General features: G+C 53.4%; 17 protein-coding genes and 1 pseudogene. 6 read left to right on the top strand and 12 right to left on the bottom strand.

Annotation, left to right across the window (positions count from 1 at the left end; all coding sequences use genetic code 11):
• The first annotated feature begins 37 nt into the window (after positions 1 to 37).
• Positions 38 to 856, top strand: a complete 819-nt coding sequence (gene dapD / locus AB0A83_RS20105; RefSeq protein ID WP_150051586.1) for a 2,3,4,5-tetrahydropyridine-2,6-dicarboxylate N-succinyltransferase — start codon at positions 38 to 40, stop codon at positions 854 to 856.
• A gap of 42 nt (positions 857 to 898) precedes the next feature.
• Here the strand turns inward: dapD and mltB are convergent, their stop codons facing one another.
• The 4 genes from mltB to AB0A83_RS20085 all read right to left on the bottom strand — a co-directional run bounded on the left by mltB (position 899) and on the right by AB0A83_RS20085 (position 4,766).
• Complete coding sequence (mltB, locus tag AB0A83_RS20100; protein ID WP_367155038.1) at positions 899 to 1,885, bottom strand: lytic murein transglycosylase B; 987 nt, start codon at positions 1,883 to 1,885, stop codon at positions 899 to 901.
• Positions 1,886 to 2,060: 175 nt separating this feature from the next.
• Complete coding sequence (locus AB0A83_RS20095) at positions 2,061 to 3,197, bottom strand: PilT/PilU family type 4a pilus ATPase (RefSeq protein WP_150051582.1); 1,137 nt, start codon at positions 3,195 to 3,197, stop codon at positions 2,061 to 2,063.
• Positions 3,198 to 3,220: 23 nt separating this feature from the next.
• A complete protein-coding gene (locus AB0A83_RS20090) occupies positions 3,221 to 4,258 on the bottom strand; it encodes a type IV pilus twitching motility protein PilT (protein WP_150051580.1) in 1,038 nt (345 codons plus the stop codon).
• 163 nt (positions 4,259 to 4,421) lie between these two features.
• Positions 4,422 to 4,766: a TraR/DksA family transcriptional regulator gene (locus tag AB0A83_RS20085; RefSeq protein WP_367155037.1), complete on the bottom strand. Its 345-nt coding sequence runs from the start codon at positions 4,764 to 4,766 to the stop codon at positions 4,422 to 4,424.
• 124 nt (positions 4,767 to 4,890) lie between these two features.
• Here AB0A83_RS20085 and AB0A83_RS20080 point away from each other — a divergent pair, with 124 nt between their 5' ends.
• On the top strand, positions 4,891 to 6,123 hold the full coding sequence (locus AB0A83_RS20080) for an NADP-dependent isocitrate dehydrogenase (RefSeq protein WP_150051576.1): 1,233 nt from the start codon (positions 4,891 to 4,893) through the stop codon (positions 6,121 to 6,123).
• A gap of 469 nt (positions 6,124 to 6,592) precedes the next feature.
• Here the strand turns inward: AB0A83_RS20080 and AB0A83_RS20075 are convergent, their stop codons facing one another.
• On the bottom strand, positions 6,593 to 7,225 hold the full coding sequence (locus tag AB0A83_RS20075) for a protein-L-isoaspartate(D-aspartate) O-methyltransferase (RefSeq protein ID WP_197737448.1): 633 nt from the start codon (positions 7,223 to 7,225) through the stop codon (positions 6,593 to 6,595).
• A 38-nt stretch (positions 7,226 to 7,263) separates the two neighbouring features.
• On the bottom strand, positions 7,264 to 8,004 hold the full coding sequence (gene surE / locus AB0A83_RS20070; protein ID WP_150052114.1) for a 5'/3'-nucleotidase SurE: 741 nt from the start codon (positions 8,002 to 8,004) through the stop codon (positions 7,264 to 7,266).
• 63 nt (positions 8,005 to 8,067) lie between these two features.
• Here surE and AB0A83_RS20065 point away from each other — a divergent pair, with 63 nt between their 5' ends.
• Positions 8,068 to 8,634, top strand: coding sequence for a Smr/MutS family protein (locus AB0A83_RS20065; RefSeq protein WP_150051572.1), 567 nt, complete (start codon positions 8,068 to 8,070; stop codon positions 8,632 to 8,634).
• Positions 8,635 to 9,001: 367 nt separating this feature from the next.
• Complete coding sequence (locus AB0A83_RS20060; protein ID WP_367155036.1) at positions 9,002 to 9,157, top strand: hypothetical protein; 156 nt, start codon at positions 9,002 to 9,004, stop codon at positions 9,155 to 9,157.
• A 170-nt stretch (positions 9,158 to 9,327) separates the two neighbouring features.
• Here AB0A83_RS20060 and AB0A83_RS20055 read toward each other — a convergent pair whose 3' ends face one another.
• The 3 genes from AB0A83_RS20055 to AB0A83_RS20045 are packed head-to-tail and all read right to left on the bottom strand — an operon-like array spanning position 9,328 to position 11,752.
• Complete coding sequence (locus AB0A83_RS20055) at positions 9,328 to 10,821, bottom strand: cbb3-type cytochrome c oxidase subunit I (RefSeq protein WP_190303202.1); 1,494 nt, start codon at positions 10,819 to 10,821, stop codon at positions 9,328 to 9,330.
• A 3-nt stretch (positions 10,822 to 10,824) separates the two neighbouring features.
• Entirely contained in the window at positions 10,825 to 11,424 is a 600-nt protein-coding gene (locus tag AB0A83_RS20050) for a cytochrome c (RefSeq protein ID WP_150051570.1), read from the bottom strand.
• On the bottom strand, positions 11,417 to 11,752 hold the full coding sequence (locus AB0A83_RS20045; protein WP_150051568.1) for a hypothetical protein: 336 nt from the start codon (positions 11,750 to 11,752) through the stop codon (positions 11,417 to 11,419). Before AB0A83_RS20045 ends, AB0A83_RS20050 begins: the two co-directional genes overlap by 8 nt.
• Positions 11,753 to 11,855: 103 nt before the next feature.
• On the opposite strand from AB0A83_RS20045, the gene AB0A83_RS20040 reads away from it, so the two are divergent.
• A complete protein-coding gene (locus tag AB0A83_RS20040; RefSeq protein WP_150051566.1) occupies positions 11,856 to 12,293 on the top strand; it encodes an Rrf2 family transcriptional regulator in 438 nt (145 codons plus the stop codon).
• A 104-nt stretch (positions 12,294 to 12,397) separates the two neighbouring features.
• On the opposite strand, the gene AB0A83_RS20035 is transcribed toward AB0A83_RS20040, so the two are convergent.
• Positions 12,398 to 12,904: a DUF6438 domain-containing protein gene (locus AB0A83_RS20035; RefSeq protein ID WP_367155035.1), complete on the bottom strand. Its 507-nt coding sequence runs from the start codon at positions 12,902 to 12,904 to the stop codon at positions 12,398 to 12,400.
• Between the two features lie 9 nt (positions 12,905 to 12,913).
• Positions 12,914 to 13,630 carry a hypothetical protein gene (locus AB0A83_RS20030; protein ID WP_367155033.1) on the bottom strand — a complete coding sequence of 239 codons (717 nt, stop codon included), beginning with the start codon at positions 13,628 to 13,630 and terminating at the stop codon, positions 12,914 to 12,916.
• A 159-nt stretch (positions 13,631 to 13,789) separates the two neighbouring features.
• Here AB0A83_RS20030 and AB0A83_RS20025 point away from each other — a divergent pair.
• Positions 13,790 to 14,877: pseudogene (locus AB0A83_RS20025) on the top strand (IS5 family transposase).
• Between the two features lie 428 nt (positions 14,878 to 15,305).
• On the opposite strand, the gene AB0A83_RS20020 reads toward AB0A83_RS20025, so the two are convergent.
• Entirely contained in the window at positions 15,306 to 16,724 is a 1,419-nt protein-coding gene (locus AB0A83_RS20020) for a S8 family serine peptidase (RefSeq protein WP_367155032.1), read from the bottom strand.
• Positions 16,725 to 17,160: the final 436 nt, after the last annotated feature.

Here is a 17,160-nt window from a genome sequence, read left to right as displayed (position 1 = left end):
ACCCAAGCTACATTTTTTAACTTAACCTGAAACAACCATGTCAAACCTGGAAACCATCATCAACGCCGCGTTCGAAAACCGCGCCGAAATTAGCCCGTCCTCCGTTTCCCCGGAAATTCGCGACGCCGTCGCCACCGCATTGAATTTGCTCGACAAGGGCGAAGCCCGCGTTGCCGAGAAAAAAGACGGCGACTGGGTCACCAACCAATGGTTGAAAAAAGCCGTGCTACTGTCGTTCCGCATCAACGAAAACAAAGTTATCGAGAGCGGCGACGTGCGTTACTACGACAAAGTGCCGACCAAATTCAGCCAGTATAGCGAAGACGATTTCGCCAAAGCCGGCGTCCGCGTGGTGCCTAATGCCGTGGCCCGGTATGGCTCCTATGTCGCTCCCGGCGCTATCTTGATGCCGTCCTACGTTAACATCGGCGCTTATGTCGACAGCGGCACCATGGTCGATACCTGGGTAACCGTGGGTTCCTGCGCGCAAATCGGTAAAAACGTGCATTTGTCCGGCGGCGTCGGCATCGGCGGCGTGTTGGAGCCTTTGCAAGCCAACCCGACCATCATCGGCGACAACTGTTTCATCGGCGCCCGCTCCGAGATCGTCGAAGGCGTGATCGTCGAAGACAACTGCGTGGTGTCGATGGGCGTCTACATCGGCCAAAGCACCAAGATTTTCAACCGGATGACCGGCGAAGTCAGCTACGGCCGCATCCCGGCCGGTTCGGTGGTGGTGTCCGGTAACCTGCCCAGCAAAGACGGCAGCCATAGCTTGTATTGTGCGGTCATCATCAAACAAGTCGACGAAAAAACCCGCAGCAAAACCGGCATCAACGAATTGCTCAGAGACTGATAATCTTCGCGCGGGTGGCGGATGTTGGTTGCGCCCGCGCGCTTAATTGGCGGCCAAGGCTGCGCTTTTGAACTTAATGGCTTGCGCCAATTCGTGTACCGCCATGGCGTAGTGGGTGCTTTGGTTGTAACGGGTGATCACGTAGAAATTGGGAAACCCGATCAGATATTCGTCGCCGTGTTGGTGGCGCAACAGCAATAGCCTTAACGGGCCGTCGCAGCCGCAGTTTTTCGACGGTACGACGCCGCGTTGCTGCAGTTGCCCGGGCGAATAGGCCGCGCTGAGGCCGTGCTGCAAATCGTCTAAACTGCTCGGTTTGCCTTGTATGCCGGCAATGACCGGTTGGCCGGCTTGCCAACCGTGTTGAGCGAAATAATTGGCGATGCTGCCTATGCTGTCTTCCGGATTCCATAAATCGCGGCGGCCGTCGCCGTTAAAATCCACCGCCCATTCCAGAAAACTGCCGGGCATGAATTGCCCCAAGCCCATCGCCCCGGCGTAGGAGCCGACCGGTTGCACCGGGTCTAGATGCTCGTTACGCGTCATGACCAGAAAGTTTTCCAATTCGGCGCGAAAGTAGTCGCCTCGGCGCTGATAATCGAAGGCCAGCGTAGTCAGCGCATCCAAGATGCGGTCTTTGCCGACAAAGCTGCCGAAGGTGGTTTCCACCGCCATAATGCCCAGGATGTATTCGGCCGGCACACCGTATTGCCGGCTGGCCCGTTCCAGCGTGTGTTTATGTTTTTGCCAGAATGCCACACCACTGTTGATATGGCGCTCGTCCAAAAATTTGGCCCGATAGCGCGACCAGCTGCCTTTGCCGGGCGGGCTTTTCAGGCTTTGATCGGACTTACGCAAATAGTCCAACGTCCATTGCTTGCGCTTGGCTTGCGAGAACACGCCGTACAAATACTCGCGGCTGAACCCGTGTTTGCCGGCCATGTAATCGATAAAGCTTTGCAAGCTTGCATAGCCGGCAAAATCTCCGCCGATTTGGCTTGCCCGATACGCGCCGGTTTCGGCCGGCATCCGCCGTTCCTCGGGACCGGAGTCGCGCAATGGGCCGGGTGTGTTTGGCTGTGCGGGGGCGTGGCTCTGCGGCTTAAGGCCGCTACGACCGGCTTGCTGGCCGGCGCATGCCGCCGATAAAAACAGCGCAAGAACTATCGGCGATAGGCGTAAGGCGTTGGCTGTGGATTTGAATTTAAAATTTATACAATCGACCGCTTTCTTCATCGGTTTCGCTTAAACGCATGTTTTCGTCGTCGAAACCACCGGTTTCCGTGCTCAGCTTGATCATCAAGCGCACTTCGTTTCTGGAATCCGCTGCAAGCAGAGCGTCTTCGTAGCTGATTTTGCCGGCGGCGTACAAATCGAACAAGGCTTGGTCAAAGGTCTGCATGCCGTGTTCGCGCGAGTTTTTCATCAATTCTTTCAGTTTATGCACTTCGCCCTTGCGAATCAAATCGGAAACCAGCGGCGTATTCAGCAATATTTCGATGGCCGGATAGCGGCCGTTGCCGTCGGCCCGTTTTACCAGTTGCTGGGCGACGATACCGCGTAGATTCAAGGATAAGTCCATAAAAATTTGGTTGTGCATTTCTTCCGGAAAGAAATGCAGGATGCGGTCCAAAGCTTGATTGGCGTTGTTGGCGTGCAAGGTGCACAAGCACAAATGGCCGGTTTCGGCGAAGGTGATGGCGTGTTGCATGGTTTCCTTGGTTCTGACCTCGCCGATCAGAATCACGTCCGGCGCTTGCCGCAAGGTGTTTTTCAACGCCACCTCGTAGGATTCGGTATCCAGGCCGACCTCGCGTTGCGTGATGATGCAGCCGTTATGCGGATGCACGAATTCTATCGGATCTTCGATGGTGATGATGTGGCCGCTGCTGTTCGCGTTGCGGTGCTTGATCAAGGCTGCCAGCGATGTGGATTTACCGGTGCCGGTGGCGCCGACGAACATCACCAAACCGCGTTTATGCATGATCAGTTCTTTCAAAACCGGCGGCAAGTGCAGTTCTTCGGTATCGGGGATATGGGTTTCGATGCGGCGCAACACCATGCCGGCCGCGTCGCGTTGGGTAAAGGCGCTAACCCGGAACCGGCCCAGGCCGTGTACCCCCAGGGCGAACTGGCATTCTTTGGTGTGTTCGAATTCGTCTTTCTGCCGCTGGTCCATGATGCTGTGCACCACTTTCAGCGCCTGTTCGGCGGTAAGAATGTTTTTTGAAATCTCCACCACTTTGCCGTCGATTTTCATGCACGGCGGTTTGCCGGCGGTGATGAACAAGTCGGATGCTTTTTTTTCCACCATCAAGGCCAATAACGCTTTGAAGTCCATAACCTATCTCCCCCAAAAAACGGTTAACGGAAAATGTCTTTGTTGACCGCCTTGGTCATCGCCGCTTTTCCGGTGATCAGGCCGCGATCGACCAGTTCCTTCAGGTTTTGATCCAGGGTTTGCATGCCGTCCTTGCGCCCGGTTTGAATGGCGGAATACATTTGCGCGACCTTGGCCTCGCGGATCAGGTTGCGGATAGCCGGGGTGCCGACCATGATTTCGTGCGCGGCAATTCGGCCGCCGCCCACCTTTTTCAACAAGGTTTGAGAAATCACGGCTTGCAGCGACTCGGACAGCATGGAGCGTATCATGTCTTTTTCCGCCGCCGGAAAGACGTCGATGATGCGGTCTATGGTTTTTGCCGCCGAGGTGGTATGCAGGGTGCCGAATACCAGGTGGCCGGTTTCCGCGGCGGTCAACGCCAGGCGTATGGTTTCCAGGTCGCGCATCTCGCCGACCAGGATGATGTCCGGGTCTTCCCGCAAGGCCGAGCGCAAGGCTTCGTTGAAGCCTAGCGTGTCCCTATGCACTTCCCGCTGGTTGATCAGCGATTTCTGGCTTTCGTGCACGAATTCTATAGGGTCTTCGACGGTCAGGATGTGCGAGTAATCGTTGGAATTGATGTGATTGATCATCGCCGCCAGCGTGGTGGACTTGCCGGAGCCGGTGGGCCCGGTAACCAAAATCAGCCCGCGCGGCTTGGTGCAGACTTCTTCGAAAAATTTCGGCGCGCCGAGTTCCTCCAAGGTCAGCACTTTCGATGGAATAGTCCTGAATACCGCCCCGGCGCCGCGGTCTTGGTTGAAGGCATTGACCCTGAAACGGGCCACGCCGGGCAAGGCGAAGGAAAAGTCGGTTTCCAAAAACTCTTCGTAGTCGCGCCGCTGCTTGTCGTTCATGATGTCGTAAATCAGCGCGTGCACTTCCTTATGCTCCAAGGCCGGAATGTTGATGCGGCGAATATCGCCGTCGACCCTGATCATCGGCGGCAAGCCGGCGGACAAGTGCAAGTCGGAAGCTTTGTTTTTTACGGAAAAGGTCAACAGTTCGGCGATATCCATAGCTTGGTTACTCAAAGGTCGAGTCGAAGGGAATGAGCCAAGAATAGTACAGAATCGGGCCGGGGCAGCCTGTGAGCCGGTTACGGATTTGCGGCAGCCCGGCAGTTACCTGACGGTTGATAAAGGGGGATCTGAAGCGGGGGCGGATAGGCAATCCGCAAGGTCAGGCTTTGCGGCCGGATTTATTCGGCGTTGGGGCGCAGAATTCGCAGTGCAGGGTAAACGGCGCGGTGGCTAGCCGAGCCTTCTTAATCGGCCTGCCGCACTGTAGGCAAATGCCGTACGTGTGTTTATCGATATTGCCGAGGGCCTGTTTAATTTTGTCGATCTCGCCACGCGCCGCATCTTCGGCGCCGAATTCCTCGGCCCGGCAAGCTTCGGTTTGGCGCGGGCCTGCGTTTTCCGCCGTAGCGCCGGGCGTATCCGCGTCGGCGATCTTGCCTAGACGGTCGTCCAAATCTTCCAGCATACTCAGCAGTTGGTTGCGCAAATCTCGGTAGTCTTTCATGCGATTAGGCTATGCGCCGAAAACGTAAACCCAGGCTAGCTTATACAATGAAGCAACCGCCAACGCAACGCCGCAGCTACGCTAAGCTTATAGTGCTAATCCACTTAATCCGCCGGAGCCGGGCATGAACAAAATACGCGTAGACCAACCCGTCGTCGAAATCGACGGCGACGAAATGACCCGCATTATTTGGCATTTCATCAAGGACCGCTTGATATTGCCGTATTTGGATTTGCCTATCGAATACTTCGATTTGAGCATTGAGCAACGCGATGCGACCGATGACCAAATCACCATCGATGCGGCAAACGCAATCAAGAAACACGGCGTCGGCATCAAATGCGCGACCATCACCCCGGACGAAGCGCGGGTAGCGGAATTCGGCTTAAGGCGCATGTATAAATCGCCCAACGGCACGATCCGCAATATTTTGGACGGTACCGTGTTTCGCGAACCCATTATCTGCAACAACGTGCCTCGGCTAGTGCCGAATTGGACCCAGCCGATCTGCATAGGCCGGCACGCGTTCGGCGACCAATACCGGGCTACTGATTTCGTGACGCGCGGCAAAGGCAAACTGACCATCACGTTCACGCCGGACGACGGCAGCGGCGAGCAAAGTTATCAGGTTTACCATTTCGAAGGCGACGGCGTGGCCTTGGCGATGTACAACACCGACGAGTCTATCGCCGGTTTCGCGCGCAGCTGTTTCAACGTGGCGCTGGACAGAGGCTGGCCGTTGTATTTGTCCACCAAAAATACCATCTTGAAAAAGTACGACGGCCGCTTCAAGGACATCTTCGAAGCCATTTATCAGGCGGAATTCAAGGCCGATTTCGAAGCCAAAGGCTTGGTGTACGAGCACAAATTGATAGACGACATGGTTGCCTCGGCCCTGAAATGGAGCGGGGCATTCGTCTGGGCTTGCAAGAACTACGACGGCGACGTGCAATCCGATACCGTCGCCCAAGGTTTCGGCTCGCTGGGTTTGATGACCTCGACGCTGGTCACGCCGGACGGCAAAATCATGGAGGCCGAAGCCGCGCACGGTACCGTGACCCGACATTACCGTTTGCATCAGCAAGGTAAAGCGACTTCCACCAATCCGATTGCCTCTATATTCGCCTGGACCCGCGGCTTGGCCTTTCGCGGTAAGTTGGATGGCAATCAGGCCTTGATCGATTTTTGCCATAAGCTGGAAAAAGTCTGCGTAGACACCGTGGAAAGCGGGGCGATGACTAAGGATTTGGCGGTCTGCATACACGGCGACGCGGTGAGTCCGGGCCTTTATATGACCACTGAAGCGTTTTTAACCGAGCTGCAAAGCCGGCTGGAAAAAGTGCCGGCGCTTGCTTGAATGCCGAAGGAGAAGAAAGATGTATGGGTTATTTGGCCCAGTTTGCCGGGTTAAATAACATAGTTTTAAGGGTTAGTGTTGCCGTCGAGCAGCGTAGACTCTAAGGATCAAATTAAAATCAAATTGCCGGAGCCGGAACACCCGCGAAATAGCCGGCGGGACGTTTATCGAATCGGGCTGCGGAACGCGATAAAAATAATTTTATTTCAATTATTTAGCTTGTTTTTGCTGGGGCGGGCGATGATATTTGCGAAAATCGGCAAGCCGCTTTTTACAGAAGAGATTAAACAATGGCACGCTTATAGCTTAATAAAAACAGGTGTCAGGGATTTTTAGTTCTCTCCCCCGTGAACATGGAAAATAAGATGCCAGGGAAAGCCCCGGATAATGGTAAGGAGCTAGCTGTTATCCGGGCAATGGAAAAGCCCGCGGCGATTGCGGTCGCCGCGACTTTTTTCTAAGTTTCAATTTAGCTGATGCCGGATAAAAACGGCACGAAAGACACTCTTTCCAAAACCTCGTCTTCGAAACCGTTCGCGGTCCGCGTGATGCGGTGCAATTCCTGCCAGCCTTCCGGCCCAACCGGAATGACCATGACGCCGCCCGGCGCCAGTTGTTGCAGTAAGGCTTCCGGAATTTCTACCGGCGCCGCAGCGGCCAATATGCCGTCGAACGGCGCGTGTTCCGGCCAGCCCCAACCGCCGTCGCTGTGTTTGAATCCGACGGTTTTAATATCCAGCTCCCACAACAAGTCGCGGGCTTTTTTCATTAAAGGCGCGATGCGCTCAACGGTGTACAACTGCCCGACCAGCTTGGCCAGCACCGCGGTTTGATAGCCGCAGCCAGTGCCTATTTCCAGTACCTTGTCCAGCGGACCGCGCTCCAACAACAGTTCGGTCATCTTGGCCACGATATAAGGCTGGGAAATGGTTTGATTGTGGCCGATGGGCAGCGCGGTATCTTCGTAAGCGCGGCTTTCCAATGCCTCGTCGACGAACACGTGGCGAGGAATTTGCGCCATCACCTGCAGCACCTGATTGTTGCTGATGCCCTGCTGACGCAGGCGCGCGACCATGCGCTCGCGCGTGCGCCTGGATGTCATGCCCGTGCCTTGGATACGCTGCTTCACCTGCCGCTCTCTTACGTCAGCCAATCGCGTAACCCGGCCAAGCGGTCGTAGCGGGTCAAGTCCAATTGCAAGGGGGTAACCGACACATAGCCGTTGCGGATGGCATCGAAATCGGTACCGGGGCCGGCGTCCTGTTCGCTACCGGGCGGCCCCACCCAGTAAATGGTTTGGCCGCGCGGATCGTTAGCGCGGATGACGGCTTCCGCCTTATGCCGCAAGCCCAAACGGGTTGCTTGGTAGCCTTTCAATTCCGCCAGCGGTAAATCCGGCACGTTAACGTTCAGCAAGGTGTCTTCCGGCAACGGCTTGGATTGAATTTTGTGCAACAACGTCACGGCGACGTGCGCTGCGGTGTCGAAATGTTTGGGGTCGCTGCCGACCAGGGAAATCGCTATGGCCGGCAAGCCGAGAAATCGGCCCTCGGTGGCGGCGGCCACGGTGCCGGAATACACTACGTCGTCGCCTAAATTGGCGCCGTGGTTGATGCCGGCAAATACCATGTCAGGCTCTTGTTCCAACAAGCCGGTGATGGCTAGATGCACGCAGTCGGTCGGCGTACCGTCCACCCGCACGAAGCCGTTGTCGCACAAGGTGGCGCGTAGCGGCATGTCCAGCGTCAGCGAATTGCTGGCCGCGCTGCGGTTTTTGTCGGGGGCGACAATCGACACGTTGGCGTATTGGGCCAAGGCGGCGGCCAAGGTATTGATGCCTTGCGCCAAGTAACCGTCGTCGTTGCTGATTAGAATATGCATGTCGCGGAAAACGCTATAAAATTGCCGCATAGTAGCAAAAAAACCGCAAAACCAGCAGCTTACGTGACAAAAAAAAACATCGCTCCCGAGGACGGGGCATTATTCAGAGACAGGGTCGGTAAAGTGGAGCCGGTCAAAAGCGATAAGGTCGTGTTGCGGCCGGATAAAAAACCGCGCCCGGTTCCGGCCTTTAAGCCGCTGGAAGCGGTGGATCCCCTGCAAAACGAAGTGGACGGCGAATTGGAAACCTTGTATCAGGAAGACAAAGTGGGGTTTCTGGCGCCGGGTTTGCAAAAAGCGGTGTTGAAAAAATTGCGCAAGGGCGATTTCGGTTTGGACGCATACATCGATTTGCACGGCTTGACCAGCCGGCAAGCCCGGCAGCAACTGTTGCGTTTTTTGCACGCCTGCGTGGAAGACGGGCGCCGTTGCGTGCAAATCATCCACGGCAAAGGCTACAACTCGCCCGAGCGGCAGCCGGTATTAAAAAACGACCTTAACTTACTGCTGCGCCAGCACCAAGACGTATTGGCCTTTTGCTCCACACCGCCGCGGGCTGGCGGCACCGGCGCTTTGTATGTGTTGTTGCGGCTATCCGATAAATTCGGCGAAGACGAACAAAAATTCTAGGCTATTTGCAACCTAGGGTTGAAAGTCGGAACGGATCTAATTTTTAAATCACGCCGTATCGAGCAAAACAGGGTTGATTATTAAGGAACCTCTGAGCAATTTGTTTTGTAATTATTCAGCCACATTCAAAAATAAAGCTTGACAAGGTTTTTCGTCAAAAAGTGATTTTGAGATGCCTTGTCCGAAACGCACCTAATCGGCCATTCAAACGTCCCTACAGGGCTTATCCGTCGGGACAAATCTTACAACATGCGAGCCTAGCCATCCGATAGGAAAAATCGCCTGCGCGCGCTTCTCGAAGGCCAAAGTCGGCTTTGCAAACCAGCCTTCTAATAACCGTCAATTCAACGCCTTACAGGGTTTCATCGTGACGATCGACAGCATTGACGTGGAAGCCGCGGTCAAAAAAGTACAGCAATTGCTCGCCGAGGAAGCGCAGTTGTTACCCGCGCTACGCTTGACACCGGATGTGTTGCTGTTGGTCGTGCAGTTGCGGGATTGTCGCCGCATGATTGGCGATTGATGACGGCAATATCGATTTCGGCGAACGAAGATTTTAGCTTTTGGGCGTTTTCAGGCCGGTTTTGCCGAAAAGCAGGCAAAACCGGTGTAGGAGCTGCACATCTTCGTGCTGTGATATAATTATAACATATTGATATATATGTTATATATTGATTTACGGTCAGGTGCTAATTAAGCTTCGCTAATGATGGGGGCCAAGCGTTGCTCGCCGCGGCCTATGGTCAGCAGGTCCCAAAACAGCAGGCCGCCGCCGGTTAATGTCACCAGGCCGAACAACATGCGCCACACCATGGCTTGTATGAACCACGGATGGTTTTGCGCGGCAAAGTAGCCCGCCCAGGTGGAGCCTTCGACCGCGCGCTCGATGAACGATTGTTCGTAACCTGCAATCAGCAGCGCTACGGTCATGCCCATTACCCCGATGTTCAGCAGTGCCAGCGCGGCCTTCCAGCGCCAACCATCCGCCAGCCCGCCGCCCATCCAGACGTTGCCGCGCGCTTGCTGAGCGGCCAGGTAGAAAAAGGCGATATTGATGGTCGCATAAGCGCCGAAGAAGGCCAGATGGCCGTGCGAGGCGGACCATTGAGTACCGTGGGTGTATAAGTTGATTTGCGGTAGGGTATGCATAAAGCCCCAGACGCCGGCACCCAAAAAGTTGCCGAAGGCGTGGGCGATGACCCAGGCCAAGGCCGGGTGGTTGCTGTTTTTGAAGCGGTGCACGCCGGCGTCGTAAACCGAATGAACCACCATGGCGACCAGAGGAATAGGCTCCAGCGCGGAGAAAAATCCGCCGATGGTGAACCAATATTCCGGCGTGCCTATCCAGAAATAGTGATGGCCCAAGCCGAGTATGCCGGAGCCGAACATCAGCGCCACTTCGATGTATAGCCAGGTTTGCACCACTTGCCGGCGCACGCCTAACAGTTTCATCAGGCTCCAGGCCATGATGCAGCCGACCAATACTTCCCAGGTGGCTTCCACCCATAGATGGATCACCCACCACCACCAGTACTGGTCGACGGAAATGTTGGTGACGTAAAACATCCCGGCCAGATACAAGCCGGCCAGGGCCACCAAATCCAGTGTCAGCACTCCGGCGATGCCGGACCATTGGCCGGCTGCAAAGGTTGCGGCGACGTTGTAGAAGAATACCAGCATCACCGCGACGATGCCGATGTCCGCCCAACGCGGCGCTTCTATGTATTCGCGGCCCTCGTTGATCAACCACAGCGAAGTATCGCTACCGCTGCCGATTTGAATCAACAGATACACCAATACGACGACGGCGACGGCGCCGGTTAACACCCAAAATGCCAGTTGCCCCCATTTCAGGCCGACGATCTCGACGCCGCTTTCATCCTCCAAAAACCAATAGACCGAGCCCATGAAGCCGTACAACATCCACACCACCATGGCATTGATGTGCACCATGCGGTTGACGTTGAAATCCAGAATTTCGTAAAGAAAGCTCGGAAAAATAAATTGTAATCCGGCCAACAAGCCGAACAGCAACTGAGCCATGAACAACACCATGGCGACGCCGAAGTAATGCAGCGCCAGTTTACGGCCACCGCTCAAATGCGGATTGGCCATCAATTCGGCATAAGCCTGTTTGCAGTCGGCCCAGCATGCGGCCGCCGACTGTTGCAAGTGTTTATCGCTCATCGTCTATTCCCCTTCGCCCAGTGCAATGAAGTTATGCGGAAAGCCGTTGGTGTCGATGGCCGACATCCATTTCAAAAAAGCGATGACCGCTTCGGCTTCCGCTTGGCTGATGTCCAGATTGGGCATTTTGCGATTGCTGCCGAAGGTGCGGGCGTTGTTTTCCGGGTCCAACAAAAAATTCAGCATCATTTGTTCGCGCGATTCCTTGGCGATCCAGCCCTGGTCCAGCCAGGCCTTGGTTAAGTCCGGTGCGTAATAAGCGCCGTTGCCGAGCAGGGTGTGGCAGTTCATGCAGTTTTTAGCTTGCACGGTTTTCTTGCCCAGGCTGACCAATTGCTCGGCTTCGTTCTCGCTCAATAGTTTGCCGAACAACGGCGCCTCAGCGCCTATGACCGGTTGAAAGCGCTGTTTAGCCTTGTCGTAGCGGTAGCTAACGTCGAGGTTGATCACGCTGTAAGCCGGTACTTTGGCACCGCCGGCAGAGATCTTGGCCATGGAATCGAAAGTGAGTATCACCAACAGCACGAATGAGCCGCCGGTTACCCAGACGGCCACTTTTTTCCAAAAACTTTCCTGAGCCCAGCGGGGAATTTGCTCAGTCATGCGCACCTCCGGATGGTAAAGAGTGATCGGAATCGGAATGGGTAGCCACGCATAGTTGCCAGATCATTCTAGGCATAAACGCGTACCCTATAACCATGCTTAAAGACAGCAGCAGCCAAATTCCGTTTAAGTGGTTAACCTTGCTGAATAGCGCAACGCAGATCAACAGCAAACCGTAGCTAAGCCAAGCGCCAAGGAATAAGCCACGGTGGTTGTGCAATTTCGCACATGCGTAAAGTGCCGCGTACAATAGCGCCGTCAAGACAATGGCGGCGGCACTGAAGAAGCTGAGGAAAAAGTCGGATAATGACACGGGTTCAATCAGCATCTCGGTACCTTAATTTGACTAAACATGGAAATTACATGCATCTTTTGCAGCAGTGTAGTAGCCGTTACTATGAATTTCAAATGCACGCTGACTGGAGGAGACCATGCAACTGACTGCACACACCGATTACGCGCTGAGAGTATTAATGTATTTGACGGTACATCAAGATAAACGGATCACCATCGACGAATTGGCGGAGTTTTTCCAAGTGTCCAAAAACCATTTGGTGAAAGTCGTGCATAACTTGGGCGTTAAAGGATTCATCAATACCGCCCGCGGCAAGGGCGGTGGCATAAGCTTGGCCAAACCGGCCCGGCAAATCAGCGTGGGCCAAGTCGTCAGGCAGATGGAAAGTCACTTTCAGATGGCCGAATGTTTCAATGCGGCCAAAAGCGGCCAATGTTTACTAGAAGCGCAATGCGGGTTGATACCGGTTTTAGGCAAGGCCGTGGAACAATTTCTGCAAGTTTTAGACGGGGCAAGCTTGGCCGATTTATTGCCGCCGGGAACCAAGTTGAATCAGCATGCGGGCAACGTTTGACGAGCGGTTACCTTAAACCACCCAGATGTCAGTGGCGGCAATATCAGGCGAACCCATCAGAATTTCAACACCCTGTTAGACATAATCAATTTTCCTAATATTAATTAACGACAATAACTCATACGAATCCATTCTAAGTCCCACAGGCGTTCGGCATCGGTAGTTCGAATAATTTCATTCACCAACTCGCACTGACGCCTGAATGTAGTCATCTCTCGAGTTCCCTGGCGAAAACGAATTCCTGCACATATCCAAGCAGTTCGGTCTGTTGCATTAATGGGGATCCACGCAGGATCTGCCGGCCCGGTTGCATCAAGAAAATGCGCTTTTTGGAATTTATGAATGAGTTTTTCCAAAGAAGACTTATCAATACGATGTTCGTCACGTCCCAAGACTTCGACGTTTTTTACACCCTTGTATTGAACGAGACCGTCTTCAAATATTTTAATAATAAAAGAAGGCTCGCATTTTAGGCCACATGCCAGATAGGGCGTTCCATACGACAAGGTAATAATCGGTTTATTTTCCGCATATGCCATTTTCGTTTGGCAATTCATCGCAAGCAATGTCGAAAAGATCAACACATTTGACAGGCTCGTTTTTATTTTCATGGTTACATCTCAATGTGTTAATAAGATATACATACCAAATACTTGATACTCGCATATTCTGTTATTCTGATTTCTATCGTGCATAAAAACCCCGAAATAATAGGGTTCGGATAGACTACTAGTTAAATAGGCGCCGTATCCTCTAGAAACAGACAAATTAGTGAAAAAACCATCGAAATAATATTTGCCTTTATACGCAAATACGTTTATCGGAAATGCCAAGACAGGAAAAGAAATCAGACTAGGCCAGTCCAGAGCCTCCTGATCCGCAAATATACGTTTCATTTTATCTTCGGTGATTTGCTGCATCGATGGATCAACAATGTAAACGCCTTGCTTGTTTTTGATAACCACATCGTCGGCTATACCATCATTATCCAAATCCAGTTGAGTTTGATACCTTACAAACGGTGTCTTTTTGTTCACAAGGATATTGGCATTTATTGCCTCTAGGCTATTGGCAGGTAAGCCTCTTACCCCCTTTGGACCACCTTCAAGTAGTCCGCCAACTTTGGTCCGGTATTCGTATTGTTTATTTGATAATTTTTCGATCAAGTCCTGATCCTGATAACGATCGAAGCTTATGGTTTTGTAATTAATGCGTTGTATTTCCTCCGCTGTCAGCGGTACTGGTTTAAGGTCAACAAACCCCTCTAGCAACGGTTCTGTGACTCGGCCTTTAACCGGATTATTATCGAGAAATTCGGTGGCATTGAGCCGTTGCAAATACGCTTCGCAGACTTCTACTCCATGCCCTTTAACAGGCTGTTGATTTTATCTCCCCTGTAACCCGCATTGGCTGGTTGAGTCAGATGTGTTGGTAAATCATAAAGTATTGTTCTAAATGATAAAATAGTTCTATCTCCAATCTATTGCATTGACCCCATGCGCGGCGCCGACATTACTCAAGAAGACCTGTTCAGTTACCGAACCCTGGAAAGCCGGATTCCCAAAAAGCATCCGCTACGCAAGCTGCGTCAAGTGGTCGACTTGTTGCTCGCCACGCTAAACGACGAGTTCGACGCGCTCTACGCTCGTCGCGGTCGAGATTCCATTCCGCCGGAACGCTTGTTGCGCGCCAGTTTGTTGCAAGTGCTATTTTCCATCCGTTCGGAACGGCAACTGGTGGAGCATATCGACTTCAACCTCTTGTACCGCTGGTTCGTCGGCTTGACGATGGACGACGAGGTATGGGATCACTCGACCTTCAGCGCCAACCGCGACCGTTTGCTCAACGAACGGATCAGCCGCTTGTTTTTCGAACGGGTACTGGCCTTGGCGGATTGGAAAAAGCTTGTCTCCGACGAGCACTTCTCCGTAGATGGCACACTGATTCAAGCCTGGGCCTCGCACAAGAGTTTCGTCAAGAAAGACGGCTCGACCCCGCCGCCGGAAGATGGCGGCCGCAATCCCACGGTCAACTTCAAGGGCGAGAAACGCAGTAACGAAACCCACGCATCACGCACCGACCCCGATGCTCGGCTGTACAAAAAGAGCGAGGGCGACAAATCGCAGCTGGCTTTCCTCGGTCATGCCTTGATGGAGAACCGTAATGGCTTGGTCGTCGACGTCGAAGTCACCCAGGCCACCGGCACCGCAGAACGCGAGGCGGCCCATGCCATGGTCAAACGCACGATCCACAAACCGGGCGCGACCTTGGCCGCCGACAAAAATTACGATACGCAGGATTTTGTCGCCAAGTTACGCCAGCGCAAAGTCACGCCGCATGTCGCCAGCAAGGAAAAAGGTTCGGCCATCGACGGACGTACCACACGGCATGAGGGTTACCGGAAAAGCCTCAACGTCCGCAAGCGGATCGAAGAAGTCTTCGGTTGGGCCAAGACGGTCGGCCCGCTACGCCAAACCAAGTTCCGGGGTTAAAGAAGGTCGCCGCGCAAACGATTTTTACCTTTGCCGCCTATAACCTGACGCGCATGGGTACCATTTTCGGCTGGCGATACAGTACCGCCTAGGCGGTGGTGCGCCTGAAATCCGCCAAAAGGCGGAATTTAACGCCCTTCGGGGCGAATATAACCGGCTAAAACCGGTTTTTGAGGCCTGATCGGGCTTCCAGAAGCCCAACAAAACCAAAAAATGGTTTTGAAGCCGAAGGCATATAGGCAAATTTCAACACCCTGTTAATCAACTCAAAAACGGGTTTGCTGGGTAGAGATTCTTCTGCGTACGTTGATTGGCCCCAACATATCGTTAGGCTACTGCCAAGAATCCAGGTGCAAATGCGTGAACGACGGTGTTCCGGTGTATTTGGTGTTGTCATGGCTCTTCGTTTTTTAGGGGATTTCACACATTGGTTGAAGCATGTGCCATGCAGCATTGGCTAAATGGGCCGTATATGATCGATATGGGCATGTGGAGTATCGAAGCGAGTTAACTGCCAGAATTACGGTAACCACTGTAAAGCGCGGTCGGCCTGAAGCAAGCCGTAGCCTGTCGCATGGTCGTAGCCCGGCTCACCCATGTCCAACGCACTGTGGCGCAACAGGTCGTAAAGCTGCGTTGGCGGTAAAACGTGGTCGTTTCGTGCTGCGGCTTGCAATAACAATGCAGCCACCGCGGCTGCATGGGGAGCAGCGGCCGATGTGCCGGTGAAGTTGGGTTTGCCGTCTTTTTCCAGGTCCGGCCGGGTTTTGGAAAAGAAGCTGGTGTTGACGTTAGTGGGCGCGACCGCATCAACGTGATGTCGGACGACGGGCTCGGGCAAGCGGTTGCCTTGGTCGTCGAACAAAATCGGCAGTCCTCCAGGCGACGAGTAGTAACTCAAGCGCAGTGGCTTGTTGTTTGGGCCGGTTTCGACCGCTCCGACGCTGAATACGTTTTCGGCATTGGCATGGCCAAATGCTGAAGTGATGGTTTTCGGATCGTTGCGATATTCGTCGATACTGGGGTGTTCGCTCGGTAGCGAGCTGCCGCTCAGGATGTATTTCAGCAAGCCGGGCGCGGGACCCGCTACTTTCAAAATGCGCAAGCCAACCGTTTTTCTATGATGGTTGCCTATGTTATCGAATCCAACCACTTCGACGGGGTCGCCGCCCAGATTGTTGGTCGTGCCGCCAATGACCCCGGCTTGACTGAGCTGCTTACAAGACGGATCGTCGTAAACCGCCACATCCAGGTCGCTGGCCGAACCGCTGCCGCCGCTAATCGACTTGGCCGGCTGGTCCCATTGTAGACTCAACACGGTAAACGCATCGGCGCCAACGGTGATGGTTTGGCAGGTATCGGTTTTATTGGGATCGGGATTGAAGTCGTGGGCGACGCCTTGTTTTGCGCCCAAGGGATAAGTTCCGCTGTCGACAAATGCGGATTGATAGCTGTTGAGACCTGCATTGCCCGCGGACGTAAAAAAGGCGATGCCGCGTAGGGTCGCCAAGCGGTCAATGGTTTGAGACGCCGGGCCATCTTGAAACATTGGTTCGCTGAAATAGACCGCGTCGTCGACGATGATCCGCGCACCATGCTCGGCCACTGTCTTTAAGGCTTGTATGAAGTCGTTGGGATTGTCGCCCATGGCGTGAAATAACAGATTAGCCTTGGGCGCCAGATCATGTATAACCTCCAGCATGGCGCGGCCTTCGTCGAGTGTCGTTTCGCTCGGACAGTCGGCTTCTTTCAGAACCGTCACCGTCGGCGGCAGTTCACCATTAGCTTGGCCGGCGTCGGCGCCGCCCAGACAATTGAAACTGTCACTGATGACGGCAATGCTGACCCCCTGGCCGCTCAATCCGTCTTTGCTACATACTTGTTTGGCGTGAATGATATGGTCGCCCTGAGTGCGTGCATTTTTTGCACTTGATCCCATGGCATAACTTGCATTACTCAAAATTAGAAATAGGGAACCAATAGCGATCATCTGGTTTAACCACGGAAATCCATTATCTAGGCAGTTTTCTCGGTTGGTTTTCATCGGATTCTTTAATTTATTATTGCGCTAGGATTGGTTCCGCTGATGATACTGGTTATAGCTCTATATCATAGGGGCAATGCTGATTTAATTAGCCTATACTCGTATCAGAGTCTCAATAACTCGCGCGATAATATCTAACGTTTGGCCACTGTGCTTGTTCCCGTATCGATTGGCAAAGTCCTTAGCGGATAACCGATATTTTGGCTCGGTTAATATGTTCTCCAGCATCGCTGTAATTTGTTTTTTGCTAAAAGGCTTTCTTGCAACTAGCCCGCAATCTAAGGACTCCACACGCCGACCCATCAAATATTGCTCAACATTTTGAGGAACC

The organism is Methylomonas sp. HYX-M1 (assembly GCF_040741385.1).
Taxonomy (GTDB): Bacteria; Pseudomonadota; Gammaproteobacteria; order Methylococcales; family Methylomonadaceae; genus Methylomonas; species Methylomonas rhizoryzae.
This window is presented reverse-complemented; position numbering and strand designations above follow the sequence as displayed.